This window comes from Streptomyces sp. NBC_00820 (assembly GCF_036347055.1).
In the GTDB taxonomy this organism is placed as follows: Bacteria; Actinomycetota; Actinomycetes; order Streptomycetales; family Streptomycetaceae; genus Streptomyces.
The window spans coordinates 2926789-2941043 of sequence record NZ_CP108882.1; the positions used below are offsets into that span (position 1 = coordinate 2926789).

Consider the following 14255-nt stretch of genomic DNA (forward strand, 5'->3'; position numbering starts at 1 on the left):
GGTTCAGCGGTCGCGGTTGAAGCGGGTGGTGATCCACAGCAGGAGCAGCAGGATGAACAGGGCGCAGCCGCCCGTGATGGCCGGGTTCAGGCTGTTGTGGTGGCCGCCGCGCTCCTCGCCCTCGGCGGCGAGGGTGACCAACTGGGCAGCGGTGCTGTGGAAGCTCATCTTCGGCAGGACCTATCGCGTGTGGGCGGTATAAAGACGTGCACTCATGGTAAGCGTGCGCCCCGGCGGCGATCACGCCGACTCCGCCGTTGAGGGTTCCTCGGGGCGGCGGACTGCCGTGCGGGGAACTTTCCTGCCGCGTCAGTCGTCCTCCCGCTTGTAGCCGCGCAGCAGCAGCCAGGCGGTCAGCACACAGCCCAGGACCGTCACGATCAGGACGATCCGGAGCAGGTTTCCCGCCCCGTGCTGGGGAACGGCGTTGGCGGCGGCCTCGGTCAGCCAGGCGGCTGCGGGGTGGTGCTCCATGAGGGGTACTCCTTCGGCTGTACTGCCCGTCCACGGTATATCCGCCTAGGCTGGGCCCTGCCTCGGGGGCACAGTGGGTACTCACGCACATGGGGGAAGACATGTCCGACGACGGCCACGAGCAGACCGGGCGCGAGCGTGTACCGAGCAGGCAGCGCAGGCGTTTCGCGGAGATCTCCTCGCGTGCGTACGAGCATCCGGCGGACCGCTCGGCTCTGGTGGCGCTGCGCAAGCTGAGCGGGTTCGACACCGTCTTCAAGGCACTCAGCGGACTGCTTCCGGAGCGCAGCCTGCGGCTGCTGTTCCTGTCCGACTCGGTGCGGGTCTCCGAGCGGCAGTTCTCGCACCTGCACGACATGCTGCTGGACGCCTGTTACATCCTGGACCTGGAGAAGGTCCCGCCGATGTACGTCAACCAGGATCCGCAGCCGAACGCGATGTGCATCGGGCTGGACGAGCCGATCATCGTCGTCACCACCGGTCTCGTCGAGCTGCTCGACGAGGAGGAGATGCGGGCCGTCGTCGGGCACGAGGTGGGGCACGCGCTGTCCGGGCACTCGGTGTACCGCACGGTCCTGCTGTTCCTGACGACCCTGGCGCTGAAGGTCGCCTGGATCCCGCTGGGCAACCTCGCGGTCATGGCGATCGTGACGGCGCTGCGGGAGTGGTTCCGCAAGTCGGAGCTGTCCGCGGACCGGGCCGGTCTGCTGGTGGGGCAGGATCTGCGGGCCTCGATGCGCGGCCTGATGAAGATCGCGGGCGGCAATCACCTGCACGAGATGAACGTGGACGCGTTCCTGGAGCAGGCCGAGGAGTACGAGGGCGGAGGCGATCTGCGCGACTCGGTGCTGAAGATCCTCAATGTGCTCCCCCGCTCGCACCCCTTCACCACCGTCCGGGCCGCCGAGCTGAAGAAGTGGGCCGAGTCGCGGGACTACCAGCGGATCATGGACGGTCACTACCCGCGGCGCACCGAGGACAAGGACACCAAGGTCAGCGACTCCTTCCGGGAGTCCGCGGCGAGCTACGCGAGCGATGTGAAGACCTCCAAGGACCCGCTGATGAAGCTGGTCACGGACCTCGCGGGCGGCGCGGGCGACCTGGGCGGCCGGGTCCGCCGGGGCTTCAACGGCTTCACGAGCACGGCTCCGCCGAACGGCCCGGAGGACGGCCCGGAGGACAGCCCGGCTGACACTCCCCCGCAGAGCGAGCGCTGACGGCGGCCTGACGCCCCTCTCGCGGTCTCCCGCCTCCGGTCACACCTTCGGCTGGGCCTGGGTGGCCAGCGTGCCGCAGAGCGCCGTCGCCCTGTCCGTCGCGTAGGGGTCGGTGCCGGCCGGGCCGCCCGTCCTGGCGGCCTGGCCGGACAGGAGCGGCCGGAGGTAGGAGGTGGAGTCCTCGGCGCAGGACAGGGGGCCCGCCTGGGCGTAGGAGGAGACCAGCCGGGTCTGGCCCACGCGCAGGGTGTCGTGGTCGAAGCGGAAGGTCACCGCGCGGCGCACGGTGAACAGGGACACCGGAGCCTTGGCGGCGGCGCCGTCGGCACGCAGCGCGTAGACGAAGGTGCTGTCGGAGGAGACCTCCAGGGTGGCCGGGTCGCTCTCGACGGCCCCCAGGGTGCCCAGGACGCGGACCCTGTCGTCGGCCAGCGTCACCCGGGAGGGATCGAACCGCACCACCCAGCCGGTGGGAGCGTGCCGGCCGTCCGCGGCCGGGTGGTCGAAGCTCCGGTCGAACTGGTCGAGCTGGTCGGCGTCGAGCAGGGCGCGGGCGGGACGGACCTGGCGGCCGGTGAGCACCTCGGGGTAGAGGGAGGACCGGACGAGGTAGTTGCGGGCGACGAGCAGGGCCGCCGTGACCTGGCTGTCGGAGAAGTGCGCGGTGCTGCGGGTGGCCGGCAGCGGGATGCCCTCGGCACCGACCTCGAAGTGGGCCGCGGGGCTGTGCGCGTAGAGGAACTCGGCATCGGTGGCGCCGGGCACCTTGCCCTGCGGGGCGAGCGGGATGACGGTCATCCGCAGCGGGTCGGCGGCCCGCGGGGTCGGTGGGGGGCCGTAGGGGTGACGCACGCCCATGTAGATCGCGGTGCCGAAGGCGACGGTGATGAGCAGGACGAGGATCAGCAGCTGCCGGGTGAGGCCGCGGCGCAGGGGCGGGCGGCGGCGTACGGCGGGCGCGTGGTCGCTCACGCGCTCCTGCGCGGAGGACTCCTGGAGCCGGGCAGCGCGGACGAACGACTCGTCGAAAACGACGGATCGGTACTCGTCCTCCGCACCTCCGGGGCCGCCCTCGGGTGTCCCCTCCGGTGGGTCTCCAGGCCCGCCCATACCTTCAGAGTAGGTCTCGCGGGCCTCGGGTAAACGCGCTGGTACACCTGAACTTCTGACAGGTGCTCACCAAGTACGCGCGGGGGCGCTCAGGGGGAGCGCGGGACCGCGGACACGGCCGGCTGGGAGTAGTCGGCGGAGGCGGAGGGGGCCGCGGCGCTGCCCTGCCCCAGGCCGGTGGAGGCGGGTGCCGGTACCCGGTCTCGGGTTCCGGTGGATCCGCCGCGGTAGACCGCGGCAAAGGCCAGCGCGACCATGCCGATTCCCATCACGACGGCGAGCACCCAGGCCACGGGGCGGTGCCAGCGGAGGTGCTTGCCGTAGGGCCCGAAGGCGCCGTCGTAGTCACCCAGGACGCAGGCGTCGTCCGGTTCGACGTCGTCGCGGTCAAGGCCGAAATCGGTGCCGTCGGGGCCGTAGCCGTCGTCGTAACGCTCGCCTCTGGTGCGGGCGCGGCGGGCCTCGGCCTCGGAGGCCTCGGCTCTGGCCTGCGCGGCGGCGAGCAGGCGTTCGACGGCGGACGGCTCGTGCACCACGGCCGCCTGCACGAAGGCCTCGTCGAAGACCACGGAGGCGAACGCATCGTCCGGCACCCCGTGGTCGTAGTCGTCGTCGGGCTCCCAGCCGTCAGGGAACGGCGTGCCCCCCACGTCCTCCGGCACGGTTCCAGAGTAGACCTGGGGGGTCATTTTGGGCAGACGGTATGGAAATTCGGTGCGCCCGCGGGAACGGCTTTCGGCCGGGCGGGCGGCGGGGCCGAAGAGGTGAACCTCAGGGGCGCACGTGCCCGTCGCCGGTGACGATGTACTTCGTGCTGGTCAGCTCCGGCAGGCCCATCGGGCCGCGGGCGTGCAGCTTCTGGGTGGAGATGCCGATCTCGGCGCCGAAACCGAACTGGCCGCCGTCGGTGAAGCGGGTGGAGGCGTTCACGGCGACGGTGGTGGAGTCGACCAGCTGGGTGAACCGGCGGGCGGCCGCCTGCGAGGTGGTGACGATCGCCTCGGTGTGACCGGAGGTCCACAGCCGGATGTGCTCGACGGCCTTGTCGAGGGAGTCGACGACGGCGGCGGCGATGTCGTACGAGAGGTACTCGGTCTCCCAGTCCTCGGCCGTCGCCTCGACCACGGTGGCCTTGGAGCCCTCGGCGTGAGCCAGGACGCGCGGGTCGGCGTGGACGGTGACCCCGGCCTCGGCCAGGGCGTCCAGGGCGCGGGGCAGGAACTCGGGGGCGATGTCCTGGTGGACCAGGAGGGTCTCGGCGGCGTTGCAGACGCTGACCCGCTGGGCCTTGGAGTTGATCAGGATCTCGATCGCCATGTCGATGTCGGCGTCCGCGTCGACGTAGACGTGGCAGTTGCCGGTGCCGGTCTCGATGACGGGCACGGTGGACTCGCTGACCACGGTCCGGATCAGGGAGGCACCGCCGCGCGGGATGAGGACGTCGACGAGGCCGCGGGCGCGCATCAGCTCACGCACGCTCTCCCGGCTCTCCCCCGGCACCAGCTGTACGGCGTCGGCGGGCAGCCCGGCACCGCCGACGGCGTCCCGGATCACCTGGACGAGCGCGCTGTTGGACTCGTAGGCGGAGGCCGAGCCGCGCAGCAGGACGGCGTTGCCGGACTTCAGGCAGAGGGCGGCGGCGTCGACGGTGACGTTCGGGCGGGCCTCGTAGATGATGCCGACGACGCCGAGCGGCACGCGGACCTGGCGCAGGTCGATGCCGTTGGGGAGGGTGGAGCCGCGGACGACCTCGCCGACCGGGTCGGGCAGCTTCGCGACGTCGCGGACGTCGGCGGCGATGGCGCGGACCCGCTCGGGGGTGAGGGTGAGCCGGTCGACGACGGACTCGCTGGTGCCGTTCTCCCGGGCCTTGGCCACGTCCTTGGCGTTGGCCTCGACGATCTCGCCGGTCCGGACCTCCAGGGCGTCGGCGATGGCGAGCAGCACGTCGTCCTTCACCCCGCGCGGGAGCGGCGCGATGCCGGCCGCGGCGGCCTTGGCCCGGTAGGCGGCCTGGGTGACCGGGGACATGGACTCGTACGGCGAGAGCGTGGTCATGGGGGAAGGGTAGTGCGCGGCCCCGGCCCGTCAGGGCCTCGTTCCACCCCGCGAGACACGCCGGAGCGTGCCGCCGTCGCGGCGCAACGCGCGAGGTGGAGCACGCGAGGAGAGGGGGGCGGAGAGGGGGCGGCCGTGGCCGTCGTCAGAACGGGTGAACGCCCACGGGAGTGGCCGGTGCCGGCCCGTATCCCTCGGCTATCCGCTGGTGGTAGGTCTCGCGGTCGATGACCTCCAGGCCGACGATCTCCCAGGGCGGCAGTCCGGCGGTCTGGCGGTGCTCGCCCCACAACCGCAGGGCGACGGCGGCCGCGTCGTGCAGGTCGCGGGCCTCCTCCCAGTACCGGATCTCCGCGTGGTCGCCGGCGTACCTGCTGGTCAGCAGGAAGGGGTGGTCGTGGGCGAGCTGTTCCAGGGCGCGCCGCAGGTCCTGGACCGGGACGTGCGCCCCGGAGACGCTGAGGGTGACGTGCCACAGCCGGGGCAGGTCCCTGGGCTCCTCGTAGGTGTCCCCGGCCGAGACGCTCGTCAGAGCGCCACGGGACGCCGTCCCAGGACGGACTCGTCTCACGACAGCCTCCTTCACGCATGGCCCCTTGACGGAACGTGTCCCTTCACAAGTCCCCGAGACAAAGTTGAGCAGGCCGCAGGGCTCCGCGTGGCGGTTTTACGGAACGTCCCCCACCGGGGGCGGTCCTTACGCCCCGTTTTACCGGCGTCCCGCGACGCGCGGGCGGTCCGGCGTCGGTCACACGTGCAGGAGTACCAGGTCGTCCCTGTGTACGACCTCGCGCTCGTACGCGGGGCCCAGCTCGCGTGCCAGCTCGCGGGTCGAACGCCCGATCAGCTGCGGGATCTCCTTGGCGTCGAAGTTGACGATCCCGCGGGCCACGGCGTGCCCGGTGCCGTCGCGCAGCTCGACCGGGTCGCCGGCACTGAACTCGCCGTCCACGGAGGCGATTCCGGCGGGCAGCAGGGAGGTGCGCCGTTCGACGACCGCGCGGACGGCGCCGTCGTCGAGGGTGAGGGAGCCCTGCGGGGTGGAGGCGTGCTGGAGCCACAGCAGGCGGTCGGCGGAGCGCCGTCCGGTGGGGTGGAAGTAGGTGCCGGTGTCGCCGCCGAGGAGCGCGTCGGCCGCGTGGACGGCGCTGGTGAGGACCACGGGGATGCCGGCGGCGGCCGCGATCCGGGCGGCCTCGACCTTGGTGACCATGCCGCCGGTGCCGACGCCGGCCTTGCCCGCGCTGCCGATCTCGATGCCGTCGAGGTCGGCGGGCCCTCGCACCTGTGCCATCCGGGAGGTGCCGGGCCTGCTGGGGTCGCCGTCGTAGAGGCCGTCGATGTCGGAGAGGAGGACGAGCAGGTCGGCGTGGACGAGGTGGGCGACGAGGGAGGCGAGGCGGTCGTTGTCGCCGAAGCGGATCTCGTCGGTGGCGACGGTGTCGTTCTCGTTGACGATCGGGAGGGCGCCCATCGCGAGCAGCTTGTCGAGGGTGCGGGAGGCGTTGCGGTGGTGGGTGCGGCGGCTCATGTCGTCGCTGGTGAGCAGGATCTGGCCGACGCGGACGCCGTAACGGGCGAAGGAGGCCGTGTAGCGGGCGACGAGCAGGCCCTGGCCGACGCTGGCGGCGGCCTGCTGGCGGGCCAGGTCCCTGGGCCGGCGGCGCAGTCCCAGCGGGGCGAGGCCGGCGGCGATGGCGCCGGAGGAGACGAGGACGATCTCCCTCTCCCCGCCGCTGCGGCTCTTCGCGAGGACGTCGACCAGCGCGTCGACGCGGTCCGCGTCGAGGCCGCCCGCGGCGGTGGTCAGCGACGAGGAGCCGACCTTGACGACGATCCTGCGGGCCTCGCCCACGGCCTGCCTTGCCCTTGCCACCTTGCCTGGGTCCCCTCGTGCGTTCCGGCTCACCGACTGCGCGGCAATCTACGCGAACCGGTCCGGACGATGTGCGCCGGTCCAGTTCCCGGACAGGCACTGGGTGATCATTTGCTCACGGTTCGCATACGGCAAAAAGGTTGCACTGGTTGCGTATAGAAATTAAAGCCACTTCAAACATAAGTTGAAGTTCGTGTCATCTCATGTTCACGCCGCGAAGCGCGTTCTCCTTAGATCCGGCAAAAGCCCCTATGACGTCCTCTCCGTGGAGGAAGCCCTCCATCGCGACGTCATCGCCACCAACTCGGGCAACCTGATCTTCAGCGACGCCGCCCACAAGATCCTCGAGACGCCGGACACCGAGGTCTTCTCGAACGGTGTCGGCACGGACGTGAACGCCGCGGCCCGGATCAACGAGGAGTACGACGCCTTCGTCGTCCCCCTGGCCAACGCGTTCCGGCCGTCCTTCGAAGGCCGGCTGAAGCGGCTGACCCGGCTGATCGGCAAGCTCCGCATCCCCGTGGTGGTGCTCGGCGTCGGCGCGCAGACCGGGGTGGGCTACGACCCGGCGCGGCTGAAGCCGATGGAGCAGTCGGTGCGCGAGTTCTGCTCGGCGGTGCTGGACCGCAGCGCCTCGATCGGCGTGCGCGGCGAGTTCACCGAGCGGTACCTGCTGGACATGGGCTTCCGCGACGTGGAGGTCATCGGCTGCCCGTCGATGTTCCTGTACGGCCGCCGCCTCGACGTACGCAAGCGGCAGCCGGAGCTGACCGCCGAGTCGCGGATCGCGGTGAACGGCTCGCACGACGCGGTGCGCAAGCACGGCCTCGGCAAGATCCTCACCCGCGCCCACGAGCACTACCCGAACCTGCGCTTCATCGGGCAGAACATCAGCGACGCGCGGCAGCTGCACTGGCGGGACCTGAGCGACCCGAACGCCAAGGTGACCGCGATGCCGACGCACCCGGACCACCCGATGTACCGGGAGGACAAGGTGCGCGTGTACGTCGACCCGGTCACCTGGATCGACGAGCTGCGCCCCTTCGACTTCTCCTTCGGCTCCCGCATCCACGGCAACATCGCGGCGCTGCTCGCGGGGACGCCGGCGACCGTGCTGTGCGGGGACTCGCGCACGCTGGAGCTGTGCCGCTACTTCGAGATCCCGTACCAGCTGCTGGAGAAGGCCACCAAGGACCCGGAGTCCGCCGACCCGGCGCGGCTGTACGAGCAGGCCGACTTCAGCGGGCTGACGGGCAACCACGGCGAGCGCTTCGACCGGTTCGCCGGCTTCCTGGACAAGAACGGCCTGCAGAACACCTTCACGCACGGCGACAGCGGCGCGGCCTTCGACGCGCGGATGCGGTCGCTGTCGTTCCCGCCGGGCGTGCGCCCCTGGAACGACACCGACCTCGCCTCGCTCAGCAGCCGGTTCGGCTGGCTGCACAGCCGGGTCGGTGAACTGACCAAGGAGAACGTCCAGTTGCAGCGGGATCTGGCGCGGTCCCGGAAGGGCGCGGTCGCCGCGCCCGCCCCCTCGGTCTACCGGCGCGCCCGCCGCGTGGTGGGCCGGGCCCTCCAGGCGGGCAGGAAGTAACCACCGCCCGCCCGCAGCAGGCGAACCCGGGGAGGCTCCGTACGGAGCCCCCCTCACCGGGCCGGGGCCGACAGGCCACCGCTCACCGGCCCGACCGTCAGGCCGCCGCCGCTCCGAAGCCGCCCAGGGGAAGCATCCGCCGGATCTTCCGCAGTGCGCGGCGCACGAAGGAGTTGGCGGCGGCCTCGCGGTATCCGGGGAAGACCCGGGCCTCGCGGGCCTCGGCACGGTAGATCTCGTCGGGGACACCGGCCGCCTTGGACCGGAAGTGCGGGTAGACGAGGTACACGTGGGTGCCGTGCTTCTCCAGGATCGCGGGGGCCTGCTTCTTCGCCTTGACGAACTTCACGACGTCCAGCAGCAGGTCGGGCCGCCGCATGGCGACGAGGTGCAGCCGCAGCCGCTCGTTCACCTTCAGGCCGCGGGCCACACCGCGGTTCCAGTGGGCCTCCATCAGCGGTGCGGCCAGCTCGAACTTGTGCCGGCGCACCTCTTCGCTGTCGGTGAGGAACTTGGGCCCGAACTGCGGCAGCAGGGTGACGAGGAAGGGCCGGACCATGAGGGTGTCCCGCTTGGCGCCGGCCGGCACCATGTCGGTGATCAGCTTCATCAGGGCCCGCGCGGAGTCGAAGCGGAGGGTGTAGCTGCCGCTCTTGGTCACGTGCTTGCCGTCGTCGCGGCCGACGAGGTAGTAGCAGGTGTAGTCGGCGACCACGGAGACGCCGTCCGCACGCAGGTAGGCCTCCAGGGTGAACAGCGCGTCCTCGCCGGTCCACAGGGACTCGTCGAACCGCATGCCGTGCTTCTCCAGCAGCTCGCGGCGGAACAGCTTCTGCGCGCTGAGCGTGAACTTGATGTTGGAGGAGAAGACGTCGGTACGGGGCAGCGTCTTGCCCCACATCGACTTCGGCGCGGTCCGGTTGACGCCCTCGACCCGGCCGAGGACGACGTCGGTGCCGTTCTCGTCGGCCATGGCGACCATGCGCTCCAGGGCCTCGGGCCCGAGCCGGTCGTCGGCGTCGAGGAAGAAGACGTAGCGTCCGGCCGCCTTGCCGATGCCGACGTTGCGCGGGCCGCTGGGGCCGCCGGAGTTCTCCTGGCGGATGACGGTGACCGTCATCGGAGCGCGCGCCGCGAACTCCTCCAGGTACTCCCCGCTGCCGTCGGTGGAGCCGTCATCGACCGCGATGACCTCCACGCGTGCCGGATCGATGGTCTGTGCCTCTACGGATGCCAGGCACTCGACCAGGTACGGCATCGCTTCGTACGCCCCGATGATGACACTCACATCAGGCTGCGCCACGACGGTCACGTTTTCCCCTTGTCAACAGAACATTTCCCGCGTATCGACTCAATAGCAAGGTGTTAGACGGGCACACCGGGCGAGAGGTTGCCCTGCGACGAGTGCAGCGTGACGCACCTCACACGAAACCGGGGAGGGCGCGGGGCACGGCGGGTCACACCCGACATTACGCCCGGCCGGTAAGAGCCGCCCGACCGCGGATGTCGGCACGGGTAAGAAAGCCGGACGGTGAACCCGAACGCACCGGCCGCAGAGGAGCGCGAACAGGGGGCTGCCGTACGGGCGGACGCGGACGGACGGACCGGCGCGGACGGGCGGACGGAAAAGGGCCGGCCCCCGGGAGCGATCCCGGGGGCCGGCCCTGCGTGCGGTGGCGGGTCAGCCCGCGCTCACGCCGTCCGTCTCGCCGGCGGACGCCCCACGCTGCCCCGGCACCGCGGTGGTCAGCTCGGCCGTCCCGCCGTCCTTGGCGCCCGAGCGGGCGTGCTGGCCGATGTTGCGGGCCTCGGACTTGTGGGCCAGGTCGGCGACCGCGGCGTTGAACTGGTCGATGGACTTCGGCTCGTCCGGGCCGAGCAGGTAGCGCTTCAGCTCCCCGCGGTCCTCGGCCAGCGGGTCCGCGGACGGGTCGCGTACGGCGTCCAGCAGGGCGCCCAGCTCGGCCGCGCTGTTGGAGAGGATCGTCGCGGCGCGCACGGCCGTGTTCTGCCGCTTGAACTCCTCCACGCCCAGCTCGCCGGAGTCCGTGACCGCGTACGGCTTGCCGCTCGCGATGAAGTCGGAGACCACGGAGGAGATGTCGGAGACCATCGCGTCGGAGACGTTGAAGCAGTCGTACAGGCGCGGCTCGGCGCCGGTGATGACGCGGTGCTCGTGCGCGGGGAAGGAGCGCCAGTAGGCGTCGTTCCACTCGGCGCGCAGCCGGGCGATCTCCTCGTGCTGCGCGACGTCGACCACGCCGTCACGAGTGGCCTCGGCCTCGTCACCCTTGTCGCCGTCGACGCTGCCCAGCTCGGCCAGCCGCGCCTCGACGCGGGCCAGCTCCGCCTTGGCCTGCTCCAGGGCGGCGGCGTCGGCGGTGAAGCCGGAGTCGGCGGCGCGGGCGGCGGCGGCCTTCTCGATCAGGGCGGTGATGCGCCGGTGCGCGGCGCCGGCGGCCTTGCTGACGGTGCCGGTGAAGGGGTGCGGCTTGTACAGGACGCGGACCGGCGGGTCGGCCTTCACCAGCTTCTTCACGATGTTCTCGCCGGCGAGGACGATCGAGGTGTTGCCGGGGTTGCCGTCCCAGCCCTCCCAGGTGGGGGCGTACAGAACGGTCGGGCAGCGGCCGTCGGCGGCTGCGCCGCTCAGGCCCTCGATCCTGTCCCGCAGGCTCTGGATGGGGGCCAGCTGCGGGCGGCCCACCTCCACGATGTCGTCGTCGCGGACGCCGACGTCGGCGATGGCGTAACGGTCGCGGCCGGCCCGGCCGGCGGTCCACACCTCGTCGTACGCCTTGCTGTACGGGTTGACGCTGGCGAGCTTGTCGCTGTCGCCGTGGCCGATGAAGACGTGCTTCATGGTGGGCACGCGCAGCAGGTGGATGTTCTTGCCGACGTTCGCCGCGTACAGCGCCACGCGCACGGCGGACAGGTCCAGGTTCATCAGGTGCACCCCTCCGGGCACGCAGATGACGGGGACCGTGGTGGGCGCGAGGTTGTTCAGGATGACGCGCTCGCGCAGGATGATCAGCGGCCGGGTGTCCAGCTGCTCCATCGTCTCCAGCCACATGTTGACCTGGTACGCGGAGTCCTTGGAGCCGGAGAAGTACAGGACCGTCTCGGGCTTGTAGGCGGCCAGCCACTCGTCCATGGCGGCGAGCACGTCGTCGGCCTTCGGCGGGATCTTACGGCCGCGCACGTACGGCATCAGCACGAGCACGTACAGGGTGCCCAGACCCACGGTGAGGGCGATGCCCGCGAAGCCCGCGACGGCGGAGTCGGCCAGGGCGGCGACCAGCAGGCCGATGACGGCGAAGAGGTCGAGGTGGAGCATCTTCTCCGCGGAGCGGTGCAGCAGGCTCTGCGGCGGGGCGTCCGGGATGCGGATGCGGGACTTCAGGTCGATGTTGCGGGTGGCGACCGGCATCCGGCGGCGGTTGCGGATGAGCGTGATCAGCGCGCCGTGCGGGGCCTGCAGGCCGTAGAAGGCGATGAAGCAGGCGATCGCGCCGTAGAAGACCAGGTTGTCCGAGAGGGACATCCGGGCCAGCAGCAGGATCAGCAGCAGCTGCCTGATCAGGAAGCGGATCGACAGGCCGGCCCTGACCTTGCTGAGGCGGTTGATCAGGTAGCTGCCCTTGCGGTGCAGATAGTGGTCCGCCAGGTACGTCATGGCGGCCACGGCCGCGAAGGCGTATGCGCTCGGAATGAGCGCGGCCAGCATGAGGCAGGGGAAGCCCAGCATGACGAGGGCCGCCGCGGCCAGCTCGGCCGCGCTGCCCACCCGGGCCACGCGAATAGCGGTGGATATCACGGAGAAACCTGCTCTGGGAGGGGGGAGTGCCGGTTTTGTTCGGTAATGCCGCGGGACGGCGATAATTCGCGAGATGTACGGACTCAGGCCTCTGCGAACGCCCGGTGAATGAGCGACCACAGAGGCCTGAATTTCGAAAAGCTAATTAGCCGAGATTATTACACGCCGTCCTGACGGTCCAACACCGAGGCCAGCGCCTGCTCGAAACCGGACGCCTGTGCGGCGCCCGCCGTCGGGTCCTGGGCGCGGACGTCGATGACGTGACCGGTCAGCTCCGACAGCAGCACGTCCAGCGAGGTGCGGGCCACGGCCTCGGAGGAGAGCAGCGTGCCCGCGGGCTCCTGCCCGAAGGCCTTGGTGCGCATCGGGGTGGCGGTGCGCTCGGGGTTGACGCAGTTGACGCGGATGCCGTCGCCGGCCCACTCGTCGGACAGCGCCTGGGTGAGGTTCACCATGGCGGCCTTGGTGGAGGAGTAGAGGCTGTACTCGGCGCGGCCGCGGGTGTAGCTGCTGGAGGTGTAGAGCAGCAGCTGGCCCTTGGTCTCGGCCAGGTACTTGTACGAGGAGCGGGCGATCTGCACCGGCGCCAGGTAGTTGACCTTCAGCGCCTCCTCGATGGTGGCGTTGTCGGTCTCGGCGAGCCGGCCGATGCGCAGCACGCCCGCGGTGTTGACGACGTAGTCGATCCGGCCGGTCTCCGCGTACGCCTTGGACAGCGCGTCGTCGACCTCCTCCGGGTTCTCCACGTGGGTGCCGGTGGTGGAGCGGCCCAGCGCGTAGACGTTCGCGCCGTAGGCCCCGGCGAGTTCGGCGATGTCCTTGCCGATGCCGTAGGAGCCGCCGAAGATGACGACGGTCTTGCCGGTGAGGAGCTCGCGGTAGGCCTCCTCGCCGTTCTGCTCGGGGGCGGCGGTGGAGGCGAGCTGGAAGAGCTTGTCGGCGATGAAGACGTCGACCGGCTGGGTCACCTTCATGTTGTACTCGTCGCCCGCGACGACGTGGATCGGCACGTCCGGCAGGTACTTGAGCACGACGGAACAGTCGTCCGTGGCCTGGAAGTTGGGGTCACCGGCGGCGACCTGGTAGGCGCGGCGGATCGTGGACAGCTTGAAGGCCTGCGGGGTCTGGCCGCGGCGCAGCCGGGAGCGGTCCGGGATCTCGGTGATGAACTCGCCGTCCTCGCCGTGCGTGCGCGTGACGATGATCGTGTCCGCGGACGGGATGGCCACGTCGACGGCCTGGAAGCGCTGCAGCGCGATCACGCAGTCGTCGATGACGCGCTCCGAGAGCAGGGGGCGTACGGCGTCGTGGAAGAGGACGTTGCAGTCCTCGCCCGCGGCCAGGCCCTCACCGAGGGCGGAGATGGCCCGCTCGGTGGTCTCGTTCCGGGTCGCGCCGCCCTCGATGACCTTCTTGACCTTCTGGAACCCGGCCTTGGCGACGATCTTCTCGACGTCGCCGACGTAACCTGGCGTCATCAGCACGATGATGTCGTCGATCGAGTCCGCCTGCTCGAAGGTGGCCAGGGTGTGCTCGATGACGGCCTTGCCGGCGATCTTCAGCAACTGCTTGGGGATCGACAGACCCACCCGCTGACCGGTGCCACCGGCCAGGACGACTGCGGTGGTACGGGGCTTGGCTATGTGCTGGGACACAAGTGACCTACCTTGGGGCGACAGGGAACCTTGAAATGGTCCCACTTCGGGTAACCGCAGTGCAAGGTGAGCGACGTCCCATGCATATGTGCGCGCAACCCGTCATTCACCTGGCACTCCTGGTGATTGGTCCCGGGCCGGTGTGAACGCCCGTGAATTTGCTGTGAGTAAGTCCACAGGTGCCCCGACATCCCCCGTGCGACACCCATCACGCCGCCCGCACGAGGCCGTACGAGCCCTGTCGCGACCGCCCGCGCGAAGCCGTACGAGCCCTGCCGCTTCACCCGCGCAAGGCCGTACGACCCCCATCGCGTCACCCGCGGCGACCCGGACCCGCGGATGTGCGCGCGCCGCCGGTCCGCCGTACCGGTCGCACCGGCCGCGCCCTCCCGCCGCCGGTCCGGGTGTCGCCCGCTTCGCGCGCCGGGGTACGGGCCGCACGCGTTCTTCATAT

At 70.7% G+C, this 14255-nt stretch carries 12 protein-coding genes; 2 read left to right on the forward strand and 10 right to left on the reverse strand.

The genetic code is table 11. From position 1 onward, the window contains the following. Window positions 1-3: 3 nt before the first annotated feature. Both OIB37_RS13375 and OIB37_RS13380 read right to left on the reverse strand, forming a co-directional pair. Window positions 4-168: a hypothetical protein gene (locus OIB37_RS13375; RefSeq protein WP_330457807.1), complete on the reverse strand. Its 165-nt coding sequence runs from the start codon at window positions 166-168 to the stop codon at window positions 4-6. A gap of 141 nt (window positions 169-309) precedes the next feature. Beyond that, window positions 310-474, reverse strand: a complete 165-nt coding sequence (locus tag OIB37_RS13380) for a hypothetical protein (protein ID WP_330457808.1) — start codon at window positions 472-474, stop codon at window positions 310-312. A gap of 101 nt (window positions 475-575) precedes the next feature. Here OIB37_RS13380 and OIB37_RS13385 point away from each other — a divergent pair, with 101 nt between their 5' ends. Continuing rightward, window positions 576-1691 (forward strand): M48 family metallopeptidase, encoded by a 1116-nt coding sequence (locus OIB37_RS13385; protein ID WP_330457809.1) that lies wholly within the window; start codon window positions 576-578, stop codon window positions 1689-1691. 39 nt (window positions 1692-1730) lie between these two features. Here OIB37_RS13385 and OIB37_RS13390 read toward each other — a convergent pair whose 3' ends face one another. The 5 genes from OIB37_RS13390 to proB all read right to left on the reverse strand — a co-directional run bounded on the left by OIB37_RS13390 (window position 1731) and on the right by proB (window position 6714). Continuing rightward, window positions 1731-2801 carry an SCO2583 family membrane protein gene (locus OIB37_RS13390; protein WP_330457810.1) on the reverse strand — a complete coding sequence of 357 codons (1071 nt, stop codon included), beginning with the start codon at window positions 2799-2801 and terminating at the stop codon, window positions 1731-1733. A gap of 89 nt (window positions 2802-2890) precedes the next feature. Further along, window positions 2891-3463: an SCO2584 family spore wall biosynthesis protein gene (locus tag OIB37_RS13395; RefSeq protein WP_443058143.1), complete on the reverse strand. Its 573-nt coding sequence runs from the start codon at window positions 3461-3463 to the stop codon at window positions 2891-2893. A gap of 109 nt (window positions 3464-3572) precedes the next feature. Beyond that, a complete protein-coding gene (locus tag OIB37_RS13400; RefSeq protein WP_330457812.1) occupies window positions 3573-4859 on the reverse strand; it encodes a glutamate-5-semialdehyde dehydrogenase in 1287 nt (428 codons plus the stop codon). Window positions 4860-5004: 145 nt separating this feature from the next. Continuing rightward, window positions 5005-5430, reverse strand: a complete 426-nt coding sequence (locus OIB37_RS13405) for a hypothetical protein (protein WP_330457813.1) — start codon at window positions 5428-5430, stop codon at window positions 5005-5007. Between the two features lie 177 nt (window positions 5431-5607). Then, on the reverse strand, window positions 5608-6714 hold the full coding sequence (proB, locus tag OIB37_RS13410; RefSeq protein ID WP_330461836.1) for a glutamate 5-kinase: 1107 nt from the start codon (window positions 6712-6714) through the stop codon (window positions 5608-5610). A gap of 214 nt (window positions 6715-6928) precedes the next feature. Here proB and OIB37_RS13415 point away from each other — a divergent pair, with 214 nt between their 5' ends. Beyond that, window positions 6929-8329 (forward strand): polysaccharide pyruvyl transferase family protein, encoded by a 1401-nt coding sequence (locus OIB37_RS13415; RefSeq protein WP_443058144.1) that lies wholly within the window; start codon window positions 6929-6931, stop codon window positions 8327-8329. Window positions 8330-8426: 97 nt separating this feature from the next. Here OIB37_RS13415 and OIB37_RS13420 read toward each other — a convergent pair whose 3' ends face one another. From OIB37_RS13420 to OIB37_RS13430, 3 genes are all read right to left on the reverse strand, one after another. Beyond that, on the reverse strand, window positions 8427-9587 hold the full coding sequence (locus OIB37_RS13420; protein WP_330461837.1) for a glycosyltransferase family 2 protein: 1161 nt from the start codon (window positions 9585-9587) through the stop codon (window positions 8427-8429). Between the two features lie 423 nt (window positions 9588-10010). Further along, window positions 10011-12116, reverse strand: coding sequence for a hypothetical protein (locus OIB37_RS13425; RefSeq protein WP_330461838.1), 2106 nt, complete (start codon window positions 12114-12116; stop codon window positions 10011-10013). A gap of 188 nt (window positions 12117-12304) precedes the next feature. Beyond that, the gene (locus tag OIB37_RS13430) at window positions 12305-13801 is read right to left on the reverse strand and encodes a bifunctional cytidylyltransferase/SDR family oxidoreductase (RefSeq protein ID WP_330457815.1); all 1497 of its coding nucleotides are present in this window, start codon (window positions 13799-13801) and stop codon (window positions 12305-12307) included. Window positions 13802-14255: the final 454 nt, after the last annotated feature.

Coding starts and splice junctions, on each gene's coding strand:
- OIB37_RS13375 (WP_330457807.1), bottom strand. CDS start 168: ATGAGCTTCCACAGCACCGCTGCCCAGTTGGTCACCCTCGCCGCCGAG.
- OIB37_RS13385 (WP_330457809.1), top strand. CDS start 576: ATGTCCGACGACGGCCACGAGCAGACCGGGCGCGAGCGTGTACCGAGC.
- OIB37_RS13400 (WP_330457812.1), bottom strand. CDS start 4,859: ATGACCACGCTCTCGCCGTACGAGTCCATGTCCCCGGTCACCCAGGCC.
- OIB37_RS13420 (WP_330461837.1), bottom strand. CDS start 9,587: ATGCCGTACCTGGTCGAGTGCCTGGCATCCGTAGAGGCACAGACCATC.
- OIB37_RS13390 (WP_330457810.1), bottom strand. CDS start 2,801: ATGGGCGGGCCTGGAGACCCACCGGAGGGGACACCCGAGGGCGGCCCC.
- OIB37_RS13380 (WP_330457808.1), bottom strand. CDS start 474: ATGGAGCACCACCCCGCAGCCGCCTGGCTGACCGAGGCCGCCGCCAAC.